The organism is Pseudarthrobacter sp. HLT1-7 (genome assembly GCF_059383435.1).
In genome coordinates, this window is the sequence record NZ_JBWZCH010000002.1 from 35,442 (window position 1) to 57,808 (window position 22,367).

General features: G+C 66.5%; 17 protein-coding genes. 9 read left to right on the top strand and 8 right to left on the bottom strand.

From position 1 onward, the window contains the following. Window positions 1–118 precede the first annotated feature (118 nt). A complete protein-coding gene (locus AC50X6_RS02295; RefSeq protein ID WP_494964709.1) occupies window positions 119–1,561 on the bottom strand; it encodes a PucR family transcriptional regulator in 1,443 nt (480 codons plus the stop codon). Between the two features lie 141 nt (window positions 1,562–1,702). Between AC50X6_RS02295 and AC50X6_RS02300 the strand changes: the two genes are divergently transcribed. From AC50X6_RS02300 to AC50X6_RS02310, 3 genes are all read left to right on the top strand, one after another. Then, the gene (locus tag AC50X6_RS02300; protein ID WP_494964710.1) at window positions 1,703–3,133 is read left to right on the top strand and encodes a gamma-aminobutyraldehyde dehydrogenase; all 1,431 of its coding nucleotides are present in this window, start codon (window positions 1,703–1,705) and stop codon (window positions 3,131–3,133) included. A gap of 81 nt (window positions 3,134–3,214) precedes the next feature. Next, on the top strand, window positions 3,215–4,579 hold the full coding sequence (gene gabT, locus AC50X6_RS02305) for a 4-aminobutyrate--2-oxoglutarate transaminase (protein WP_494964711.1): 1,365 nt from the start codon (window positions 3,215–3,217) through the stop codon (window positions 4,577–4,579). Window positions 4,580–4,897: 318 nt separating this feature from the next. After that, the gene (locus tag AC50X6_RS02310; RefSeq protein WP_494964712.1) at window positions 4,898–5,770 is read left to right on the top strand and encodes a universal stress protein; all 873 of its coding nucleotides are present in this window, start codon (window positions 4,898–4,900) and stop codon (window positions 5,768–5,770) included. A 116-nt stretch (window positions 5,771–5,886) separates the two neighbouring features. Here AC50X6_RS02310 and AC50X6_RS02315 read toward each other — a convergent pair whose 3' ends face one another. The 4 genes from AC50X6_RS02315 to rarD form a co-directional block, all read right to left on the bottom strand. Continuing rightward, window positions 5,887–6,705 (bottom strand): class I SAM-dependent methyltransferase, encoded by an 819-nt coding sequence (locus AC50X6_RS02315; RefSeq protein WP_494964713.1) that lies wholly within the window; start codon window positions 6,703–6,705, stop codon window positions 5,887–5,889. Continuing rightward, window positions 6,702–8,300 carry a putative bifunctional diguanylate cyclase/phosphodiesterase gene (locus AC50X6_RS02320; protein WP_494964714.1) on the bottom strand — a complete coding sequence of 533 codons (1,599 nt, stop codon included), beginning with the start codon at window positions 8,298–8,300 and terminating at the stop codon, window positions 6,702–6,704. The genes AC50X6_RS02315 and AC50X6_RS02320 overlap by 4 nt, the downstream gene beginning before the upstream one ends. Next, window positions 8,287–8,691, bottom strand: coding sequence for a DUF7793 family protein (locus AC50X6_RS02325; RefSeq protein WP_494964920.1), 405 nt, complete (start codon window positions 8,689–8,691; stop codon window positions 8,287–8,289). The genes AC50X6_RS02320 and AC50X6_RS02325 overlap by 14 nt, the downstream gene beginning before the upstream one ends. A gap of 115 nt (window positions 8,692–8,806) precedes the next feature. Beyond that, complete coding sequence (rarD, locus tag AC50X6_RS02330) at window positions 8,807–9,886, bottom strand: EamA family transporter RarD (protein ID WP_494964715.1); 1,080 nt, start codon at window positions 9,884–9,886, stop codon at window positions 8,807–8,809. A 187-nt stretch (window positions 9,887–10,073) separates the two neighbouring features. Here rarD and AC50X6_RS02335 point away from each other — a divergent pair, with 187 nt between their 5' ends. The 6 genes from AC50X6_RS02335 (at window position 10,074) to AC50X6_RS02360 (ending at window position 18,391) form a co-directional block, all read left to right on the top strand. Further along, window positions 10,074–11,552, top strand: coding sequence for an FAD-dependent oxidoreductase (locus AC50X6_RS02335; RefSeq protein ID WP_494964716.1), 1,479 nt, complete (start codon window positions 10,074–10,076; stop codon window positions 11,550–11,552). Window positions 11,553–11,978: 426 nt separating this feature from the next. Continuing rightward, complete coding sequence (locus AC50X6_RS02340) at window positions 11,979–13,367, top strand: GAF domain-containing protein (protein WP_494964717.1); 1,389 nt, start codon at window positions 11,979–11,981, stop codon at window positions 13,365–13,367. 147 nt (window positions 13,368–13,514) lie between these two features. Further along, window positions 13,515–15,038: an acetaldehyde dehydrogenase ExaC gene (gene exaC / locus AC50X6_RS02345; RefSeq protein ID WP_494964718.1), complete on the top strand. Its 1,524-nt coding sequence runs from the start codon at window positions 13,515–13,517 to the stop codon at window positions 15,036–15,038. A gap of 163 nt (window positions 15,039–15,201) precedes the next feature. Beyond that, entirely contained in the window at window positions 15,202–16,212 is a 1,011-nt protein-coding gene (adhP, locus tag AC50X6_RS02350; RefSeq protein WP_326966047.1) for an alcohol dehydrogenase AdhP, read from the top strand. A gap of 38 nt (window positions 16,213–16,250) precedes the next feature. Beyond that, window positions 16,251–16,658 carry a DUF779 domain-containing protein gene (locus AC50X6_RS02355; RefSeq protein ID WP_494964719.1) on the top strand — a complete coding sequence of 136 codons (408 nt, stop codon included), beginning with the start codon at window positions 16,251–16,253 and terminating at the stop codon, window positions 16,656–16,658. Window positions 16,659–16,822: 164 nt separating this feature from the next. Continuing rightward, a complete protein-coding gene (locus AC50X6_RS02360) occupies window positions 16,823–18,391 on the top strand; it encodes an amino acid permease (protein WP_494964720.1) in 1,569 nt (522 codons plus the stop codon). 11 nt (window positions 18,392–18,402) lie between these two features. Here AC50X6_RS02360 and AC50X6_RS02365 read toward each other — a convergent pair whose 3' ends face one another. From AC50X6_RS02365 to AC50X6_RS02375, 3 genes are all read right to left on the bottom strand, one after another. Further along, entirely contained in the window at window positions 18,403–19,938 is a 1,536-nt protein-coding gene (locus AC50X6_RS02365) for an HNH endonuclease (protein WP_494964921.1), read from the bottom strand. 137 nt (window positions 19,939–20,075) lie between these two features. Then, window positions 20,076–20,711 (bottom strand): DUF2461 domain-containing protein, encoded by a 636-nt coding sequence (locus AC50X6_RS02370; RefSeq protein ID WP_494964721.1) that lies wholly within the window; start codon window positions 20,709–20,711, stop codon window positions 20,076–20,078. A 123-nt stretch (window positions 20,712–20,834) separates the two neighbouring features. Further along, window positions 20,835–22,355 (bottom strand): catalase, encoded by a 1,521-nt coding sequence (locus AC50X6_RS02375; protein WP_494964722.1) that lies wholly within the window; start codon window positions 22,353–22,355, stop codon window positions 20,835–20,837. Between the last annotated feature and the right edge of the window lie 12 nt (window positions 22,356–22,367).

The following is a 22,367-nucleotide window of genomic DNA, read 5'->3' on the forward strand; positions in this document are numbered from 1 at the left end:
CGGAGCTGCCCCGGGCCCGGATGGGAACGAGCCCGCCGGACAAACAACGCGGGGTCACATCGCGCCCGTCCGGGGCCCCAACATGGGCGCCATGTGACCCCGCGTTGCTTTGAAGGGGTCAGCGCGGGTAGCGGGAGCCGAGACGCTGCACGGCCAGCGCCAGCCAGAGCTGCACCCGGTCCGCCGTCTGGGCCGGGTCGTAGCCGGTGAGTTCGGTGATCTGCGCCAGCCGGTAGCGGACGGTGTTCCGGTGCAGCGTGAGCTCCTCGGCGACGGAGGCCACCGAGCCGTTGTTGGCCAAGTAGCTCTCCAGCGTGGCCATCAGCCCGGCCCCGTGGGCGGCGTCGAAGCTGCGCAGCGGATCGAGGGACTCGTTCGCCATGTCCGCGAGCGGCACGTCCTCGCTGGCCAGCAGCAGCGAGGTCAGGCTCAGCCGCTCGGGTTCGTTGACGGGCAGTCCGTGGCTGGCCGCATCGCGGGCCTCGAAATAGCTCCAGCGCAGCCCGTTCGGTTTGGTGTACGCCCCGCCGATCCCGATCGTGGCGTGGATCCCGGCCTCGGCCAGGTGGTCGCTGAGGTTCCGGGCCAGCGCGCCGGCGCCGCTGCCGTCGTCGTGGACCACCGCGATCAGGTCATTTCCGACGACGGCGCTCACCGCCGTCGTCAGCGTCAGCGGCAGCGAGGAACTTCCCAGTTGCTTGTGGTGGGCGGCGGACTCGGCCAGCAGGACAACGTTCTTGCGGGTGCTGTTGATGCCGATGCCGGCGAGCCGCCGGGTGGCTTCGCTGGGCTCGAGCGCCCCGTGAATCACGTCCCCGAGGACCTGCCCGGCCAAGGCGCGCTGGGACTGGCGCTGCTTGACCATGTTATTGAGCTCCACGCTGATCAGGTTCTGCGCGTAACCGACGATGCCGGAGTCCTCGAAGGGCTGCTGGATCCACAGCGTGCACGCGTCCCGGCGGCCGGTGGGGACCGGGTAGGAGGACCAGCCGTCCGCACTGGGCGCGGGATTCCCGGCGACGCTGTTGTAGAGCCGGGCGGTGAACTGGGTCAGCACGATCTCGGTGCGCAGCATGGAGCCGAGGTGCTTCAGAAGCTCCGCGAGGCCACCTCCGGTAAGGAGCGCGCGGGCGAGGATCTGGTGCCCGGCGATCAGCCGTTCAAGTTTGCCGAAGTGGTCCGCTGCCTGGGCATCGGCCACGAGCTTGCCGATCGCGATGAACGGGGTCTCGTAGGGCACTTCCACGATGGGCAGGCCCCAGCGGTTGGCCTCCGCGATCAGGGCCGGCGGCACGGCATCGTGCGTCAGCCCGATCCCGAAGCCGATCCCCACCGCGCCGGCACGCTGGACCTGGCGGACGAAACGGCGTTGTTCCGGGGCGCTCCTGAGCCTCATCCCGGTGGTGAGGACCAGTTCTCCGCCGTTGAGGAAGCGCTGCGGGTCCTCCTGTTCGGTGACGGCAACCCAGCGAATGTCCTGGTGCCAGGTGGTTTCCGCGAGGCCGGCCTTGGTCAGTCTGAGGGACGGCACCCCCAGCAGGGCTGCAAGTGAAATGGCCATGGATTCAGGATAGTCGGGGCTGGTCAAGCGCACTAAAGCATGGCGCCAAGGGTGTGCAGGTGGCTATTCCCTGCCTTGCGTCCCTGGCATAGGCTCGAAACAGTCTCATTGGGTCCTTCAGCGCGAAAGAGGTTGTACACCGTGGTTCGAACCTTGCAGAACTTCATCAACGGCGAGTTTGTCACTCCGGCCGGAACCGGGATGCTGGACATCGTCAATCCCACCAACGGCGACGTGGTGGCCGCGTCGCCGATTTCGGTCGAGGCCGACGTCGACGCCGCCATGAGGGCCGCGCAGGATGCCTTCAAGACCTGGAAGCGCACGACGCCGGGGCAGCGCCAGCTCATGCTGCTCAAGCTCGCCGACGCCGTGGAGGCGAACAGCGACGAACTCGTCGAGGCCCAGCACCGCAACACCGGCCAGGTCCGCTCCCTGATCGCCTCCGAGGAAGTTGCCGCCGGCGCGGACCAGTTGCGCTTCTTCGCCGGCGCCGCCCGCATCATGGAGGGCAAGTCCGCCGGAGAGTACTTCGAGGGGCATACCTCCTACGTCCGCCGCGAACCGATCGGCGTCGTGGCGCAGGTAGCACCGTGGAACTACCCGTTCCTGATGGCCATCTGGAAGATCGGCCCCGCGCTGGCCGCCGGCAACACCATCGTGCTCAAACCCTCGGACACCACCCCGGAGTCCACCCTGGTCCTGGCCCGCCTCGCCGGCGAGATCTTCCCGGCCGGTGTCCTCAACGTTGTCCTCGGCACCGGTGCGACCGGCGCCCTGATGGTGGAGCACAGGGTCCCCGGCCTCGTATCCATCACCGGCTCGGTCCGGGCCGGCATTGCCGTCGCCTCCGGCGCCGCGAAGGGGCTCAAGCGTGCCCATCTGGAACTCGGCGGCAAGGCTCCGGCCATCGTTTTCAAGGACGCCGACATCAAGAAGAGCGCCGCGGCAATCGCCGAGTTCGCCTTCTTCAACGCCGGCCAGGACTGCACCGCCATCACCCGCGTCCTGGTCCAGGACGAGGTTCACGACGACGTCGTGGCAGCCATGGTGGAACACACCAAGACCCTGCACACCGGTTCGCAGAACGACGAGGACAACTACTTCGGCCCGCTGAACAACGTCAACCACTTCAACGCGGTGACCTCAGTGGTGGAGCACCTGCCGGCAAACTGCAGGATCGAGACCGGCGGACACCGTGCCGGGGACAAGGGCTTCTTCTTCGAGCCCACCATTGTCACCGGTGCCAGGCAGAGCGATGACATCGTCCAGAAGGAAACCTTCGGCCCGGTCATCACGGTGCAGAAGTTCAGCACCGAGGATGAGGCCGTGGAGCTGGCCAACGACGTCGACTATGCCCTCGCTTCCAGCGTCTGGACCACCGACCACGGCACCGCAATGCGGGTAAGCCGCGCCCTGGATTTCGGTGCCGTCTGGATCAACACGCACATCCTGCTGGCCGCCGAAATGCCGCACGGGGGCTTCAAGCAGTCCGGTTACGGCAAGGATCTCTCCATGTACGGCGTCGAGGACTACACCCGCATCAAGCACGTCATGTCTGCCCTGGACGCATAGTCCCCACCGGCGCCCTAACCTCGCTCCGCTCGGCCAGGGAACCCTGCCGGCGTGGCCCCAATCAGTCAAGAAGGAAACTCCATGACCACCACCGCCCATGACATCACCTACCGGCTGGAGCAGAAGCGCCGTGTCCTGGCCGACTTCCCGGGCCCCAAGTCACTGGCCCTGACCGAGCGCCGCAAGGCCGTCGTCGCCGCGGGTGTCGCGTCCAGCGTCCCGGTGTTCGTCGCCGACGCCGACGGCGGGATCATCCACGACGTCGACGGCAACTCCTTCATCGACCTCGGCTCCGGCATCGCCGTGACCAGCGTCGGCGCCTCGGATCCCGCCGTCGTCGGCGCCGTCAAAGAAGCCGTGGAGCACTTCACCCACACCTGCTTCATGGTCACGCCCTACGAGGGCTACGTCGCCGTCGCCGAGCAGCTGAACCGGCTCACCCCGGGTGACCACGAGAAGCGCACCGTGCTATTCAACTCCGGCGCTGAGGCCGTGGAGAACGCCGTGAAGGTGGCCCGCCTCGCCACCGGACGGGACGCCGTCGTCGCCTTCGACCACGCCTATCACGGCCGCACCAACCTGACCATGGCACTGACCGCCAAGGCCATGCCGTACAAAACCAACTTCGGACCGTTCGCGCCTGAGGTCTACCGCATGCCGATGAGCTACCCGTTCCGCGAGGAAAACCCGCAGATCACCGGCGCCGAGGCCGCCAGACGCGCCATCACCATGATCGAAAAGCAGATCGGCGCCGAGTCTGTTGCCGCGGTCATCATCGAGCCCATCCAGGGCGAGGGCGGCTTCATCGTCCCGGCCGAGGGCTTCCTTCCCGCGCTGGCCGTCTGGGCCAAGGAGAAGGGCGTCGTCTTCATCGCCGATGAGGTCCAGTCCGGTTTCTGCCGCACCGGGGAATGGTTTGCCGTGAACCACGAAGGCGTCATCCCGGACATCATCACCATGGCCAAAGGCATCGCCGGTGGCATGCCGCTCTCCGCCATCACCGGCCGCGCCGAACTGCTCGACGCCGTCCACCCGGGCGGCCTGGGCGGCACCTACGGCGGTAATCCGGTCGCGTGCGCTGCCGCGCTGGCCGCCATCGGCTCGATGGAACAGTACAACCTCAATGCCCGTGCCAGGCACATCGAGGAGATCGCCCTCGGCAAGCTGCGCGAGCTCGCAGCCGAGCTTTCCGAGCGTTCCGTGATCGGCGAAATCCGGGGCCGCGGAGCCATGCTGGCGATCGAACTGGTCCGGGCCGGCTCGAAGGAACCGAACCCTGAGCTGACCAAGACGGTCGCCGCAGCCTGCCTCAAGGAGGGTGTCATCATCCTCACCTGTGGCACCTACGGCAACGTCATCCGGCTGCTGCCGCCGCTGGTCATCAGCGACGAACTGCTGCTGGACGGCCTCCAGGTCCTTGCCTCGGCCGTCAAGGCCAACGCCTGACGGGCCAACACCTAACGGGCCAACGGAGCTTTAACACGCGCCGCGGACGATTTTCGTCCGCGGCTCCTCCCCTTTGGCCGGGCGCCTCCGTCGTGGACTCCACCGGGGAGGATGTGCCCTGGCCGGTTCCGCCGGGCTGTGGGGCAGCGGGCGTCCCGGCCGTAAGGACCGGCAGGACCATCAGTAGTCCCATCCGGTATTCCGGGCGCCGCTGGGCTAGAGTCGTTTCTACCACTGCACGAACGCAGACCGGCCGATGTCGCCCGGAATCCCCGGAGCAAGGCTGGCTTCTGCCCCAGACCCATAAGGGGTTCATACATGCGATACGTAGTTGGCTACACACCCAACGAGCGCGGCGCCGACGCCGTCGCGCTGGCCGCCGCCATGGCCCACGCCCAGGACGCGCATCTTGACCTGGTCTACGTGGTGGACCGGCGTACCCCCTACGTCGCCATGAACCCGGACGGAAACCGGGTCAGCGCCGCCGAGCAGGAAGTGCTCAGCGCCGAACGGGAGGGCCTGGCCCTCGTCCCGAAGGACCTCGAGGCCCGGTTCCACGTCCGCCAGGCCGATTCGCACGCGGCCGGCCTCATTGATGCCGCCGTGGAGTACAAGGCCGGTCTGATCGTGGTGGGCGCAGCCAGCAACGGACTGTTCAAGCGCTACAGCGTCGGCAGCGCGGCCAACGCCCTGCTTCATGCCTCGCCCGTTCCGCTGGCGCTGGCTCCCCGCGGTTACCGGCGCACGGAACCGATCAGCCGGCTCACCCTCGCGGTGGGCAGGCGCACCGGCGCGGAGGCGGCCATCGACGTCGCGATCGAATCCGCCCAACGCCGCGGTGTCCCGCTGCGGCTGGTCTCCCTGGTGGAACTCGACGTCGAAGGGGACAGCGGCGAGAACATCAACGCGGCACATGTCCACGCCAACACCATCCTCACAACGGCCTCACACCGGCTCCCGCCCGGGCACCACGTCAGCGTCGAAGTGGCGCACGGCCGCACCATCGAGGAAGCGATCGACGACCTCGAATGGGAGGACGGCGAGATCATGATCGTCGGTTCCTCCCGTCTGGCGGAGAAGAACAAACTCTTCATCGGCAGCACCGCCAACAAGGTGCTCCATTCGCTGCCGGTTCCCATGGTGGTGGTCCCGCGCGACTACGAGCGGATCAATAGCAGCCCCGAGGACTAACGCCGGGTCCGGCCTGCTGCGGCGCTTGGCCCGCGGCGGGCCGGCCTGCAGCAGGCCGGCCTGCAGCAGGCCAAGCGCCGCAGCAGGCCAAGCGCCGCAGTCAGAGCCGCCGCGGGCTACTCCTGCCGGCGGCCCAGAGCCGCCCAGTACGCCGGAATCCCGACGCCGGGACCATCCACCTGCATTGGCGCTGTCTCCAGGGTCGTGGCACCTTCCGCAAGCACCGTCCAGCCCCGGGCAGGGAACACCCGGCGCCGCTGCGGAGCACCAAAATGGCCGGGCTTCGGAAGGGCAGCAATGGCCTGCCGCAGGGGTCCGGGGATGCCGCGGCCGGTGGCGCCCAGCCCGCGCAGATAGTTGAGGGCTCCGCCGGAAACATTCGTCTCCACAAGGTAGATCCGGCCGTGGTTTCCCAGCAGCGGTTGGATTGCCCGCGCGAGTGCCGCCTGGCGGCGGGGGCTGAGGACATGGAACACGCCGCGTACAAAGACGTTCACTTCGCCCAACTCCAGTGCGAGGGCAGCGACTGCTTCCGGGTCTGTAGCGTCCAGCACCACGAATGTGACGTGCGGCATCGCTGCGGTTGCTGCCCTCGCGGCGGCTACGGCCGCGGGGGAAACATCGGCTCCCACGACGGCAGGAAATACGCCGGCGAGCCGCCGGGAAACGGCACCGGCGCCACAGCCGATATCCACCACCGCTAGGCCGGTATCCAGGAGGCTGGCCGCCCGCTCAAGATGCTGATCCATCTCGTCCTCCCGGGTAGCCTCCCAGATGACCGCCTCCCGCAGCGAACCCGCCGAAACGCCGCTCCAGAAATTGTCCCAGAGGCCATTAGGGTGCCGGGGGATCCTGACGGACAGTACGGCCACCCGGACTGCGAGCCGGAAGGTGTCGGCGGATCGTGCAAGGGCACCTGGCGCGCGGACCGTCACGTCTGCGCCCCCGCTGCGTGACGTCCCCGGCGAATCGGGCTGCGGCCGACGGTGGTGAATGCGGTGCCGGCCAGTCCGCCGGAGGCAAGAACTGCCGTCATTTCCGCAACGGGCAGAGGCCGGCTGAAGAAATACCCCTGCCCGAACTCGCAGTCCAATTCCCTGAGTTTCTCCGCCTGAGCGTGGTGCTCGATTCCCTCGGCGACGGCTCCCAGGCCCGCCGAGTGAATCAACTGCAGGATGGCACCGACGAAATTTTCCTGTTGGCTGTCCGTTTCCAGACCGTCGATGAGCGACTTGTCAATTTTCGCATGCAGGGCCGGGAGGGTGCGTAGATAGCTGATGGAGGAATATCCGGTGCCGAAATCGTCAATCTCCAGGGGAATTCCCAGCCCGTTGAGCGCTTTCATGGTCCGGGATACTTCCGGTCCGCCACTCATGATCGCCGTTTCGGTAATTTCTATCGCGACCTGCTCCGGCGCCACCCCGTACGTAGTGAGCAACCCCTGGACGTACGGGGCCAAATCGTTGTGGTGGAGTTCCACGGCCGAAAGGTTGACATGGATGCGGAAATCCGGGGGAAGGCCTGGCGCGGTCCGCCAGCGGCCGGCCTGCGCGATGGCTTGATCCAGCACCCAGCGGCCGATTTCCACTGTGAGGCCGCCTTCCTCCGCCGCGGCCAGGAACGATGTCGGCGCCAGCAGGCCCCGCCTCGGATGGAGCCAGCGGATCAGGGCCTCTGCCCCCGCGAGCCGTCCGGTTCGCAGGTCGACGATTGGCTGGTAGTGGAGTTCCAACTGGCCGGCGGCGAGCGCCGCTCTGACTTCCGTCACGAGATGGACCCGCTCCTTCGCGGTCTCATGCATTTCCGGGGTGAAAACCAGCATCTTGTCCCGGCCCTGTTTTTTCGCCTCGTGCAAGGCAATGTTGGCGTCACGGATGAGTTCTTCGGCGCGGAGCCCGGCCTCGCCGAACCGGACCCCGGTTCCTGCGGTTACGGTCACGGCGATTCCGCCGGCCTGTATCCCCGCCTCGATCTCCCGCAGGAGACGGGTGGCCAGTTGCAGCACTGACTCCGGTTCACAGCCCACAACGAGCACAGCGAATTCGTCCCCGCTGAGCCGCGCCACCAGATGCTGCCCGCCTGCCGCAGACCTCAGGCGCCGGGCGACTTCCACCAGAACGGTGTCTCCTGCCGCATTCCCCAGGCTGTCGTTGATCAATCTGAAGGAATCAAGGTCCATAAGAATGAGTGCGGGTGGGTGACCGGCTTCCCCGGCCGCCAGCGTGGCGTCCGAAATCGTCTCTCGAAGCAGTGACCGGCTCGCCAGACCCGTGAGTTCATCCGTGTTGATGACCCGGCGGAGGTCCGCCTTCGCATGTTCCAGCAGTGCTGTGCGTTCAGACACGCGGACTTCCAGGCCGTCGTACATGCTCTGAAGCTCATCGGCGAGCAGATTGATGCCGGTGGTAACAGCGTCAATGCCGTCCCGCGCCGGGGAAATTTCCATGCGGTTCGAGAGATCTCCGGAGGAGAGAACAACTATGCCTGCCACCAGTTGCTCAAGCCGCCAATCGTCGTCACCCGCGAGCATCGGCCTGGGACAACAACCAGCGGACGGCCTCGTCCTGGCTGGTGAAGAACTTCGTCGGAACTGGTGCCGCGTGGACGCCCAGAAAAAAATTGGCAATGACGCGGTCAACGGGGGAGGTGCCGAGCAGTGCAATGGCAGACGCGTCGCAGCGTTTGGAAAACACGGCCCTCGCCGCGCGGCTCACAGAATTTGTCGTGGCCATATCGATCAGGAGCGGAAGCTGCCGTCCCCGGCACAGTTCATTGACACCATCCATGGCCAGCTGGGCACCGGCGCCGTCGATACTGGCTCCCCGCACCCAGACGAGCCGAATGATGCCGCTGGGGTCGAGCTCGAGGGACTCGACTTCGGACCCGCCCGGGGTTTCAAGATCCTGATCAGGCACGGGCAGACCTCAGCTTCCAACTTATTGCGTTCAATGCCACGACACTAACGCACCGGATCGCCCTTCGCGAGCACCGGCACAGCCGCTGCCGGCCCGCGGCGGGATCCCGGGCAGCCGGGAACTACGCGGCCGCGCGGGCCCGTTTCCGTGTCGCGGAGTTCTTCCCCGCGGTCAGCAGCATGTCCACGGTCAGCACCAGCAGCGCGAGCCACACGACGCCGAAGCCGATCCAGCGGTCCGGGGTCATTGTTTCCTTGAATACTGCCAGCGCCACGATGAACTGCAGCACCGGGGCAAAATACTGGAGCAGTCCGATCGTGGTCATCGGCAGCCGGCGCGCCGAGGCGCCGAAGAACAGCAGGGGCACGGCGGTGATGATGCCCGACGCCGCCAGCAGCCAGAAGTGCGCGGCGCCGTTGGTACTCAGCGTCGCTGACCCGCTGACCGCAAGGAAAATCATCGTGGCGGCGGCGAGCGGCGCGAGCACGATAGTTTCGACCGTGATGCTCGTAATGGCATCCGCCCGCGGGCCCACGCGCTTCTTAACGAAGCCGTAGAGCCCGAAGCTCAACGCCAGGGTCAGGGCGATCCACGGCAGTTTCCCGTAGGAAGCCGTCAGCACGCCCACGGCAATGAACCCGATTGCGACGGCGGCCCACTGCAGTCTCCGCAGTTTCTCCTTCAGGACGAAGACGCCCAGCAGTACCGAGACGAGCGGGTTGATGAAGTAGCCCAGCGAGGCTTCCACTGCCTGGCCGGTGGTCACGCCGTAGACGTAGGTCAGCCAGTTCACCGCGATCAGGACCGCGGCGAGAATCAGCGGGACGATCACCGTCCGGTTCCGGAACGCCGCCCCGAGCACCCGCCAGGAACGGGTGATGGTGATGAGCAGGGTGCAGAAGAGCAGGGACCAGATCACCCGGTTGGCTACGATCTCGACAGCTCCGGCCGGCTGCAGCAGGAAGAAGTACAGGGGCATCAGCCCCCACAGCCCGTAGGCTCCGATGCCGAGCAGGACCCCCGCCGTCGTGTCCTTGTCCACTGCCTTGAGGGCCGCCGGCGGCCGGGCCGACGGGCCGCCTCCTGGCGCGGCGGGACTTTCTGCGGCGGCACTGGATGCTGGAGCGGCTGCACCGGCTGCACCGTAGGCGGTCAGCGTGGCTGGGGCATGGGATCCGTCGGGGGTAGGCACAAGATCCATAACACCACCCCGGACGGCCCTATTCCTGCGTTCTGCCTGGGTTTTGACTGTCTTGTGACTGGCGCAGCGGCGGAGATGCCTGCGATCTCCGTCACGGCAGAGCCACAAGGCCCCCGCAGACATTTAGAATAGGGGACTGTGCGGCTGCGTCAACTGGCGAAGCCGCTAAGACTCAGAAGGGCTCCCGGTGTCCAACTCGGCCGAAACCACGTCCAAACGTCCGCTCCGCGTCGCTATTGTCGGCGCCGGACCGGCCGGCGTCTACGCCGCGGACATCCTGACCAAATCCAACGAGGTCAAGGACGGCGACTTCGAGGTCAGCATCGACCTCTTCGAGGCCCACCCGGCACCTTACGGCCTGATCCGCTACGGTGTGGCCCCGGACCACCCCCGGATCAAAGGCATCGTGAATGCCCTGCACAAGGTGCTGGACCGTGGGGATATCCGCTTCCTCGGCAACGTCACCTACGGCCGGGATCTGACGCTGCATGACTTCCGCGCGTTCTATGACGCCGTGATCTTCTCCACCGGGGCCATCAGGGACGCGGAACTGGACATTCCCGGCGTCGGGCTCGAGGGCTCCTTTGGCGGGGCGGACTTCGTCTCCTGGTACGACGGGCACCCCGATGTTCCCCGCGACTGGCCGCTGGACGCCAAGGAAATCGCGGTGATCGGCAACGGCAACGTGGCCCTGGACGTGGCCCGGATGCTGGTCAAGCACGCCGACGACCTGCTCGTCACGGAGATTCCGGACAACGTCTACCAGGCGCTGAAAAGCTCCCCGGTCACGGACGTGCACGTCTTCGGTCGCCGCGGCCCGGCCCAGGTGAAGTTCACCCCGCTGGAGCTACGCGAACTCAGTCATGCCAGGGACGTGGACATTGTCCTATACCCGGAGGACTTCGAGTTCGACGAGGCCTCGGACAGTGCGATCCGCAGCAACAACCAAATCCGGACCATGGTCAACACCCTGACCAACTGGCTCGTCGAGGAGCACGCCGAGGCCGAGGTGCCGTCCTCCCGCCGGCTGCACCTGCACTTCCTGCATAGCCCCGTCGAAATCTATGGAACAACAGCTGCCAGCCCGGGCAAGGTCACCGGTATCAAGTTCGAGCGCATGCAGCTCGACGGCACCGGCAATGTCAAAGGCACCGGGCAGTTCCTCGACTACCCAGTCGGGGCCGTCTACCGGGCGATCGGCTACCACGGCTCAGCGCTGGACGAACTGGAATTCGACGCCCGCCGCGGCGTGATCCCCAACGAGGGCGGCCGCGTGCTCGACGCCGGGGGCAAGCCCGTCCCGGGGATCTATGCCACCGGCTGGATCAAGCGTGGGCCGGTCGGCCTGATCGGCCATACAAAGGGCGACGCCCTGGAGACCATCGGGTTCCTGCTCGAGGACCGGCTGACCCTCCCGCTGGCGCAGAACCCGGACCCGCAGGCCATCATCGATCTGCTCGAAGAGCGCGGGATCGAATACACCACCTGGGCCGGCTGGAACAAGCTCGACGCGCATGAACTCGCCCTCGGCGCGGGGTGGTCCGCCGCCGGCGCAGCCGCAGGGGCGGGGACCGCTGCCCACGACACCGGGACGGGCACCGCCGTCGTGCGTGAGCGCGTCAAGGTGGTGCCGCGCGAGGAGATGGTGAAAATCTCCCGCGGCTAACCGCCCGTCCGCGGCGCAGATTTCCCCATGACGCGCAAAACCGCTGGCGCGCAGGTTATTCCGGCGTCGGCAGCGCTTTTCCGCGTCGCGGAGCCGATGGCGCGTCGCGGAGCCGATTGCGCGTCGCGAAACGGTATGCGCTACGCGGAGCCGTAAGAGCGTCGCCGAGCCGATTGCGCGGCGCAAATTTCCCCATGACGCGCAAAAACGCTGGCGCGCAGGTTATTCCGGCGTCGACAGCGCTTTTCCGCGTCGCCGAGCCGATTGCGCGTCGCTAAACCGTATGCGTGTCGCGGAGCCGATGGCGCGTCGCGGGGTGCCACGGCCACGCAGCGCCAGCTCTGGCGGGTACTACCTCCAGCCCACTAGACTTGGCCGGACCAGGCTGCCTTGGGCACGCCGTCGCGCCCGTCCGGTGGGAGTTCAATGAGGAATGTGGTTAATCCGGCAGCTCTGTTCCCGCCCGACGGCGGGGTCCCGGCGGAGCTGCGCCAGCAGTATGCCAGCGCCGGCCATGAACAGCTCGATTCCCGCGGACTCTTGTTCCCGGCGGACTTGCAGCTGCCCGGCCTCAGCAGCCTGATCCAGGAGTCGTGGCGGCGGTCGGCGCAGCTGCAGGCCAACCCGGACAATCCCGAGGCCCCGCTGGTGCTGGATCGCAAGGAACTGGAAGAGTACCGGCGGCAGCATCCGTTGGCCGCCATCATGCCGGTGATCCATAAGCTCCTGGTCCTGCCGAGCCATGACAGTGGAATGCTGGTGGCCGTGGGCGATGAGGTGGGCCGGCTGCTCTGGGTAGAAGGCGACGCCGCAATGCTGCGCAGGGCCGAGGGCATGATGTTCGTCCCGGGGGCCGACTGGTCCGAGGCCACCGTGGGAACCAGCGCCCCGGGCACTGCCCTGGCGCTTGGCCGCGGCATCCAGATCTCCGGTGCCGAACATTACAAGCGCTCCGTCCACCCGTGGAGCTGCACGGCCGTGCCCTTCCACGACCCGGATTCCGGTGCCCTGCTGGGCGTCGTGGACATCACGGGCACGGCGTCAGCGGTGGCCCCGCATACCCTGTCCCTGGTCGAGGCCACGGTGGCGGCAGCCCAGGCGCACCTTCGGGTGGAACGCCTCCAGCTGGCCGCCAGCCGGCAGACTTCACCCGCACGACGACGAAGCCCGGCCACCGCCTCAGCCGGCCGTGCCGGCGCCGCCACAGCCACCAGCCTCTACCGCAACAGCCTCCAGCTTCTCGGCCGGGACCAGGCCCTGCTCAGCATCGACGGCCGGACCGTGGCACTTTCAGCCCGGCACAGTGAAATCCTGGCCCTTCTCAGCGCGCACCCGGAAGGGCTGAACGCCGAGGAACTTTGCACCCTGCTGTACCCCGGCGATGCCTCCACCATGACGCTGCGGGCCGAGATGGTCCGCCTGCGCAGGGTCCTCCAGCAGCTCAACCCGGATGCGGTCCCGGAATCCCGCCCCTACCGGCTGCCGCTGGATCTGCTCCCGGATTCCGGCCAGGTCCTGAGCTGCCTGCAGCGCGGCGCCCACCGGATCGCCCTGGAAATCTATCGCGGTGCCGTCCTGCCGCGCTCGGAGTCTCCCGGCATCGCCGAACTGCGGAACAGGGTCTCCTCCTTGCTGCGCGAAGCCGTGCTCACGGACGGCAGCGCCGAGTCGCTCCTGAGGTACGCCGAACTTCCCGAGGCGAGGGACGACGTCGAGGTCCGCCTCGCGGCGCTGAAGCTGCTGCCGCCCCGCTCACCCAAGCGGGCCGCCGTCGTCGCCGATCTGGAACGGCTTGAGACGGAACTCAGCGCCTGAACCGCACAGAACCGATGCCGACACGAATTCCGTGACCCGGGTCACTTCGGTTGCAACCTGACTGCAACCTCCCCGCTCCTACGCTGGGTGCAACGGCTGCCGCCATTATCTGGCAGCCATCAATCTTGCACAGCAAAGGAGCTAGCAATGACTGTCTACGCCCAGCCCGGTACCGAGGGCTCCAAGGTCACTTTCAAGGATCGTTACGAGAACTGGATCGGCGGCGAGTGGGTTGCCCCCGTCAAGGGCCAGTACTTCGAGAACATCACCCCCGTCACCGGGAAGGCCTTCTGCGAGGTCGCCCGTGGCACCGCAGAGGACATTGAACTGGCACTTGACGCCGCCCACAAGATCGCTCCTTCCTGGGGCAAGACCTCCGTCGCCGAACGCGCTGCGATCATGAACAAGATCGCCGACCGGATCGACGAGAACCTCGAAATGCTCGCCGTCGCCGAATCCTGGGACAACGGCAAGCCGATCAGGGAAACGCTCAACGCCGACATCCCGCTCGCCGCGGACCACTTCCGCTACTTCGCGTCGGCCGTCCGGGCCCAGGAAGGCAGGTTGTCCCAGCTCGACGACGACACCACGGCGTATCACTACCACGAGCCGCTCGGCGTCGTGGGCCAGATCATCCCCTGGAACTTCCCGATCCTGATGGCCGTCTGGAAGCTCGCCCCGGCCCTCGCCGCCGGCAACGCCGTGGTCCTGAAGCCGGCCGAGCAGACGCCGTCCTCGATCCTGGTGCTGATGGAACTCATCGGCGATCTGCTGCCGGCCGGCGTCCTCAATGTGGTCAACGGCTTCGGCGTCGAGGCCGGCAAGCCGCTGGCGTCCAGCCCGCGGATCCGCAAGATCGCTTTTACCGGAGAGACCTCCACCGGCCGCCTGATCAGCCAGTACGCAAGCCAGAACCTGATCCCGGTCACGCTGGAACTGGGCGGCAAGAGCCCGAATATCTTCTTCAATGACGTCGCGGATTCCAACGACGCGTTCTACGACAAGGCCCAGGAAGGTTTCACGCTTTTTGCCTTCAACCAGGGTGAAGTCTGCACCTGCCCCTCACGCGCCCTGGTCCAGGAAGACATCTACGATTCCTTCATGGCCGACGCCGTGGCCCGGACCCAGAAGATCATCCAGGGGAACCCGCTGGATACCGAAACCCAGCTGGGTGCCCAGGCCTCCAACGACCAGCTCGAAAAGATCCTCTCCTACATCGACATCGGAAAGCAGGAGGGCGCCAAGGTGCTCGCCGGCGGAGCCCGGGCCGAACTTCCCGGAGACCTGGCCGGCGGCTACTACGTCCAGCCGACCATCTTCGAAGGCCACAACAAGATGCGGATCTTCCAGGAGGAAATCTTCGGCCCGGTGGTGTCCGTGACCCGCTTCAGCGACTACAACGACGCCATGGGCATCGCCAACGACACCCTCTACGGGCTCGGCGCCGGCGTCTGGTCCCGCAACGGCAACGTCGCCTACCGTGCCGGCCGCGAGATCCAGGCCGGCCGCGTGTGGGTCAACAACTACCACGCCTACCCGGCCGGCGCTGCGTTCGGCGGCTACAAGTCCTCCGGCATCGGTCGCGAAAACCACTCCATGATGCTGGACCATTACCAGCAGACCAAAAACCTCCTGGTCAGCTACAACGAAAACAAGCTCGGCTTCTTCTAAGCCCTATTGAACCGGGCGGGGCGGATCAGAAAACGATCCGCTCCGCCCGCACCACGTGTGCACCCGGCGAAAGGACGCAGGCTCACCGCACACGCTTTTTAGTCACACCCACGCTTGATGACGCAAGGATTTCGCCATGACGACGACAACGACGACGACGACAATGCAAGCCGCGGTAGTAACCGAATTCGGCAAAGAGCTGCAGATCCAGACCCTCCCCGTTCCTGTCCCGGGCCGGGGCGAGGCGCTGGTCAAGGTGCTGACCACCGGCGTCTGCCACACAGACCTCCACGCCGCGACAGGCGACTGGCCGGTGAAGCCGAGCCCGCCGTTCATCCCCGGCCACGAAGGAGTCGGCGAGGTGGTTGCCCTCGGCGAGGGCGTCACGGATCTGGCCGTCGGAGACCTCGTCGGCAATGCGTGGCTTTGGTCCGCCTGTGGCGATTGCCAGTACTGCCGCACCGGCTGGGAAACCCTGTGTGAAGCGCAGCAGAACGCCGGCTACAGTGTCGACGGTTCCTTTGGTGAGTACATGCTGGTGGATAGCCGGTTTGCGGCCAGGATCCCGGCCGGCTCGGACCCCGTTGAGGTGGCCCCGATGCTCTGCGCCGGCGTGACCGTCTACAAGGGACTCAAAATGACCGAGGCCCGGCCCGGCCAGTGGGTCACCATCTCGGGCATCGGCGGACTCGGCCACATCGCCGTCCAGTACGCGGTGGCCATGGGCCTCCGGGTTGCCGCGGTGGACATCGCCGATGACAAGCTCGCCCTGGCCAAGAAGCATGGGGCCGAGCTGACAGTCAACGCACTGCACGAGGATCCCGCCGAAGTCATCCAACGCGAAACCGGAGGCTGCCATGGAGTCCTGGTCACGGCTGTGCACCCGTCGGCATTCGGCCAGGCGATCGGGATGGCCCGCCGCGGCGGAACGATTGTGTTCAACGGTCTGCCGCCGGGCGACTTCCCGGCGCCGATCTTTGAGATTGTACTCAAGGGCCTGACGGTCCGCGGCTCCATCGTGGGAACCCGGCAGGACCTGGCGGAAGCCCTGGAATTCTATGCCCAGGGCAAGATCCACCCCACGGTGTCCACCAGGGAGCTCTCCGAGGTGAACGCTGTTCTTGACGAAATGAAGCACGCGAAGATCGACGGCCGCGTGGTCATCACTTACTGATCGCGTGGTCATCACCTACTGATGAAGGAGACGCTTTGATGCCACAAACAAAGCTCGACGCCGGCGTGACCCGCCTCGGGGAGGACTTCTCCCGCGTGGCGCTCACCACCGAGGCCGTGGAACTCCTGCGCACGATGTGGATCCGGCACGGGCCGCTGATGTTCCACCAGTCGGGCGGCTGCTGCGACGGATCCTCGCCGATGTGTTATCCCGCAGGGGAGTTCATTACCGGGGACTCGGACGAACTGCTGGGCCTGTTCGACATCTCGGACGGAATCCAGCCCCAGCCGGTGGAATTCTGGATGTCCAAGGAGCAGTTCAACTACTGGAGCCACACCCACCTGACCGTGGACGTGGTCCCGGGCCGGGGGAGTGGTTTCTCCGTAGAAGCACCCGAGGGCAAACGATTCCTGATCCGGTCCACCCTGATGGACTGGCCGGCCTGAGTCCGCCCGGAGCGAAGCGAAGCAAGCCGGAGCGGACTGTGTCGGGAGACCGGCGCAGCCCGCTCCGGCGTCTCACTATGCGGGACGAATCTGGCCGCCCAGTGGATGGACACTACTATAAATAGGTCTGTTTCCAACAAGTTAACGAGATTGTGGACTTTCCTATGAACCTTTTCAGGACCAAATCGATCGAGCAGTCGATGTCTGACGCCGATGAACCCGGACGCCAGCTGAAGCGCTCGCTCAGCTCCTGGGACCTGATGATCATGGGCGTCGCCGTTGCCGTCGGCGCCGGGATCTTCTCCGTCGGGGCCAAGGCCGCCGCCAATTTCTCCGGCCCGGCCGTTACCCTCTCCTTCGCCATTGCAGCAGTCACCTGCGCGCTCGCCATCATGTGCTACGCCGAGTTCGCGACTGCCATCCCGGTGGCCGGCTCCGCCTATGTCTTTACCTACGCCACGATGGGTGAGCTGCTGGCCTGGATCATCGGCTGGAACCTGATCCTCGAACTCTTCACCGCCGGCGCCGTAATCGCCAAGTACTGGGGCATCTACCTCAGCAAGGTGTTCGCGCTGATGGGCGTGGACATTCCGCCCGCCATCAAGCTCGGAAGCGTGGACCTCTACTGGGGCGCCTTCCTGGTTGTGGCAGTCTTCACCGTGCTGCTGGTGCTCGGAACCAAGCTCTCCGCGCGGGTCGGCAACATCTTCACGCTGATCAAGATCGCCGTCGTGCTCTTTGTGATCGTGGTGGGCTTCAGCTACGTCAAGTTCGAGAACTACACCCCGTTCGTGCCCGCCTCCGAGCCGACCGGCGGCACGGGCGCCGCCGACGTCATGAAGCAGTCCTTCTTTGGTTTCCTCACGGGCGCGGCCCCCGCGCAGTACGGCACCCTGGGCATCTTTGCCGGCGCGGCCCTGGTGTTCTTCGCGTTCATCGGTTTCGATGTTGTGGCGACCTCCGCCGAAGAGGTCAAGAACCCGCAGAAGACCCTGCCACGCGGCATCTTCGGCGGCCTGGCCGTCGTCACGGTGCTCTACATTCTGGTCTCCCTGGCCCTGACAGGCATGGTTTCCTACACCGAGCTGGCCGCGGCCGAGAACCCGACCCTCACCACGGCGTTTGAAGCTGTGGGCAACACCGACGCCGCCAAAATCATCGCCTTCGGTTCCCTCGTGGGCCTGACCACGGTGATTATGGTGCTCCTGATGGGCCTCTCCCGGGTGGTCCTGGCCATGAGTCGTGACGGCCTGCTGCCGCGCTCGCTCTCCAAGACCAGCACCATCCGGGCGACGCCGGTCCGCCTCCAGATCATCTGCGGCGCCGGGGTAGCGGTGGTCGCCGGTCTGACCAATGTGGACCTGCTCGAGGAAATGATCAACATCGGCACGTTGTCCGCGTTCGTCACAGTCAGCATCGGTGTGATTGTGCTGCGGAAGAAACGCCCGGACCTCAAACCGGCGTTCCGGGTGCCCTTCGGTAAGGTGTTGCCCATTGTGTCGGCTGTCCTCTGTCTCTACCTGATGACGAACCTGGCCGTCGAGACCTGGATCTTCTTCGCCATCTGGCTCGTCATCGGCATCGTTATCTACTTCTCCTACGGCCAGCGCCACTCCCGGCTTAACGAGAAGTTCGCAGCGGCCAAGGCCTCGGTCAACGGCCCCGGCGACAGGAACGCAGCCAAAGCCGAGGCCGCGGACGAGGAGCGCGAGGACACGCTCACCCGCTCCTGACTGCAACGCAGTCACATACGGCCCGTTATGCCCTGTCGGATGGGCCGTATGTGACTGCGTTGCTGTTGTCGGCGGCGGCGGCGAGGCGGGGGTGGGTCCGGTGACGTTCGGCTCAGACCTGATCTCCGCAGCTTCGTTCCCCGCACCTTCCTCCGGCTCAGACCTGTTCCCGGCAGCGTCGTTCCCGGCGGTGGTGTTTCCGGCGGCTTCATTCCCGGCGGTGGTGTTCCTGGGAGTGGTGGTGCGGTGGAGTGGTAGCTGTGGCCGGTGGGGGTGGTGAGGTCGATGGTGTGCCTGTGATTGGTGGTGGCGTCGGGCCCGGGTCGGGGTTTGGCGGTCCAGCCGGGGTTTTCTTTGGTGTGGTTGCAGGCTTCGCAGAGTCCTGCGCCGTTGGTCCGGGTGGTGGTGCCGCCGTGGTGCCAGGGGATGATGTGGTCGTAGTGGCGGATGGGGGCGTCGCAGTAGGGGGTGCGGCAGGTGTCGTCGCGGGTCTGGATGAAGCGGCGGAGCCCGGGTGGGAAGAGCCGGGCGCGGGAGTCCATGCCGATCAGGTCCCCGGTGCCGGGGGCGGTGTAGAGCCGGCGGAGGAAGAGGTTGAACGCCGCGTCATCGTTGACCGTGGCCCCGGCTTTGGCGGGGTGGTTGAGGATGTTTCGTGCCCAGCCGGCTGGGACGATGCCGTAGCCGGGGAGGCGTGCGGGTTCGGAGTCGCCCTGGAAGAGGGTGCGGTCGGTCATGATGAGCTGAAGTTCGATTCCGGTGATCCCGCCGGGGGTGCCGGTAGTCCGTTCGAGGAGGCCGTCGGCCATGAGCTGGCCGCGGGACCGGGGGTCCCCGGCGGCGCGCAGTGAATCGGCGTGCCGGGTCAGGGCGGTGTACACCGCGACGCCGTCGGCGACCGGGAGCAGCGCGGTGAGGCAGGTCATGGTGTCCGGGGCGGGGCGGAGGCTGACGTGCCGGTCGGTGGCGGCGTGGGCCGCGCGCTGGGTGATGGTGCGGGGGTCGCGGCGGTAGGCTGCGGTCCGGGCTCGGGCGGTGATGGCCCGGTCTCCGGCGCCGTCGAAGGTGCCGGTGTCCGCGGCGAGTTCCTCGTCGACGGCGGCCCGGTCGGCCGCGGACAGGCAGGCGGTTTCCCGCACGAGGAGGGTGGCCCGCCATTCGTTGAGCCGGCCGGTCTGCAGGGCAAGGAACGTGCGCGGCATTTCGGTGACGAGGGCTGTGGCCAGGCCCAGGAGCCGGTTGCCCCGGGCGGGGGATTCGCGCCGGGCCAGCGCGATCTGCGCACCGACCCCGGACCCGTGCCCCGCGGCGTGCTCCGCGCCGGGCCCGGCACCCGGATCTGCGCCGGGCGCCCCGGGGCCGCGCTGCGCGGCGTGCTGTTTCCGGCGCTGGATGAGTTCGAAAGCGACGGCGATCCGGGCCTGCAACGCTGCCGCGGCGGATTTGAGGTCCTCGAGGTCCCGGAGCTGACAGATCAGCCCGGCCCCGCCGTCGTCGTCGTCGTTATGGCAGGGCCGGACAGCGGCCAGTGAGCGGGCCACCTCCATGACCGTCACACCGCCTGCCGAAGTAGCCACCTCGGACCCCCTATTACCGTCCATGGAAAAAGGCTATCGGGCACCACGGACAATTTAGCGAGGTGCCAGAAACCGTGGTGCCAGAGTGCCAGCACGTCTGAGCCCTCTCACACCGGAGCAAAGCGGCCGATCCATTCCACGAGGGGCCGGAGCTGCTCCCAGCGGCGGGCCACCTCCCCAGCTGCGTCCGGGGTGGAGAGCCACCCCGGCCGGCCCAGGTTGACGCCGGCAGTGAGGGACTTGTGCTTAAGCAGCTCCGCCCGCGGATGATCTTTGTCGAATCCCCGGGGGACAGTTTTGAGTCTCTCGCCTTCCACCGCGAAGCCTGCCGCCTTTGCATCCTGCACGATCGCCCGCAGGACCTCGCCGCTGGACGGGGCATCGACGGCGCTTCGGAAGCGCGCCAGCTGATCCGGCGAATGGGTATGGCAGCCACCGCCGAGAAGTAGGCCGTCGGCGCTGAGCTGGACGTAGAAGCCGGTAGCCTCGGCAACGGACGCGAATGCGCCTTGCACGGTCTTGTAGGGGGATTTGTCCAGGGAAAACCGGACGTCCCGGTTGGGACGAAAGATTTTAGTCTCGCCGAACTGCGGCTCCAGCTCGGTAAGCAGCAAGGTCAGCGGACCTTTCACAGCGGCGTCGTAAATTTCCTTGTGTTCCAGCCACCAGGCGCGGTTGTTGTTGTGTTCGAGATCGGAATAGAACCGGAAGGCCGCATCGGGAATCCCTGCAAAGTGAGTCATGAATGAATCCTAGGGACACGGCTGTGCGATGACGATAGATCCGGGGCGTATGTGGAGAAACAAACACAACACCCCGCCACGGATGATCCGTGGCGGGGTGTTGTGTTGTCCGTTGAACGCGAGTTAGCCGATCTTGTTCGCCGCCTCGGCGGCTGAGACGGCTACGGAACCCAGGTTGGAACCCAGGTTGGCGCGCAGCTTGGCGCCGAGTTCGGCGTCGACGTTGGTCCAGTACTGGATGGCGCGTTCCTTGATCTCGGCGTTCTGCACGCCGCCCACGGCACCGGAGATGGTGTCAAGGAAGCGGGCCTTGGCCGCGTCGTCGAACACGTCGCGGTACAGCGTGCCGGCCTGGCCGAAGTCGCTGTCCTCGGAGTGCAGGGTCGCGGCGGTGCGGACCAGGGCGCCGTCGAACTCCCAAGAGCCCTCGCCGGCGCGCGCTGCGTCAGCCACCGGGCCGCCGAAGGAATTCGGGGCGTAGACCGGAGCCGTGGCCGGCTTGTAGCCGTGGCGCAGCGAGCCGTCCTGCGAGTAGTTGTTCACCGGGGAGATGGGGCGGTTAACCGGCAACTCGTTGAAGTTGGTGCCGACGCGGTAGCGGTGCGCATCCGGGTAGGAGAACACCCGCGCCGTCAGCATCTTGTCCGGGGAGATGTCGTGGCCCGGAACGACGTTCGCCGGCGACAGGGCGATCTGCTCGATCTCGGCGAAGAAGTTCTCCGGGTTGCGGTTCAGCTCGAAGCGGCCCACCTCGACCAGCGGGTAGTCGGCGTGCGGCCAGACCTTGGTCAGGTCGAACGGGTTGAAGCGGTACGCCTTGGCGTCCTCGTACGGCATGACCTGCACGTGCAGGGTCCAGCTGGGGAAGTTGCCCTCGGCGATTGCCTCGTGCAGGTCGCGGCGGTAGTAGTCGGCGTCGGCCCCGGCAAGCTGTTCGGCCTGTTCGTTGGTGATGTTGTGCTCGCCCTGGTTGGAGCGGAAGTGGTACTTGACCCAGAAGCGCGCGCCCTCGGTGTTTGTCCACAGGTAGGTGTGCGAGGAGAATCCGTGCATTTCGCGCCAGGAGCGGGGCAGTCCGCGGTCACCCATGAGGTAGGTCACCTGGTGGGCGGACTCCGGGGAGAGCGTCCAGAAGTCCCATTGCATGTCCGCGTCACGCAGGCCGGAGCCCGGGAGGCGCTTCTGGGAGTGGATGAAGTCCGGGAACTTGATGCCGTCCTTGATGAAGAACACCGGGGTGTTGTTCCCGACGATGTCCAGGTTGCCCTCAGGGGTGTAGAAACGGGTCGCGAAACCGCGAACGTCGCGCCAGGTGTCGGGGGAGCCCTGCTCGCCGGCCACGGAGGAGAAGCGGATGGCGGTGCCAACCTGGGCGCCGGGCTGGAAGGCCGCCACACGGGTGTACCCGGATACGTCGCCGGTCACCGTGAAGGTTCCGAAGGCGCCGCCGCCCTTGGCGTGCACGATCCGCTCCGGGATCCGCTCGCGGTTGAACTGTGCCAGCTTCTCGACCAGGTAGCGGTCGTGCAGGGCGGTGGCTCCGTCGGCACCGGTGGTCAACGAGTGCTCGTCCGACGCGACAGGGGTGCCGGTCTGGCTTGTGGTCGCGGTATGCGCGATGGGCGCAGAAAGGTTCGCAGTCATCATTCTCCTTTG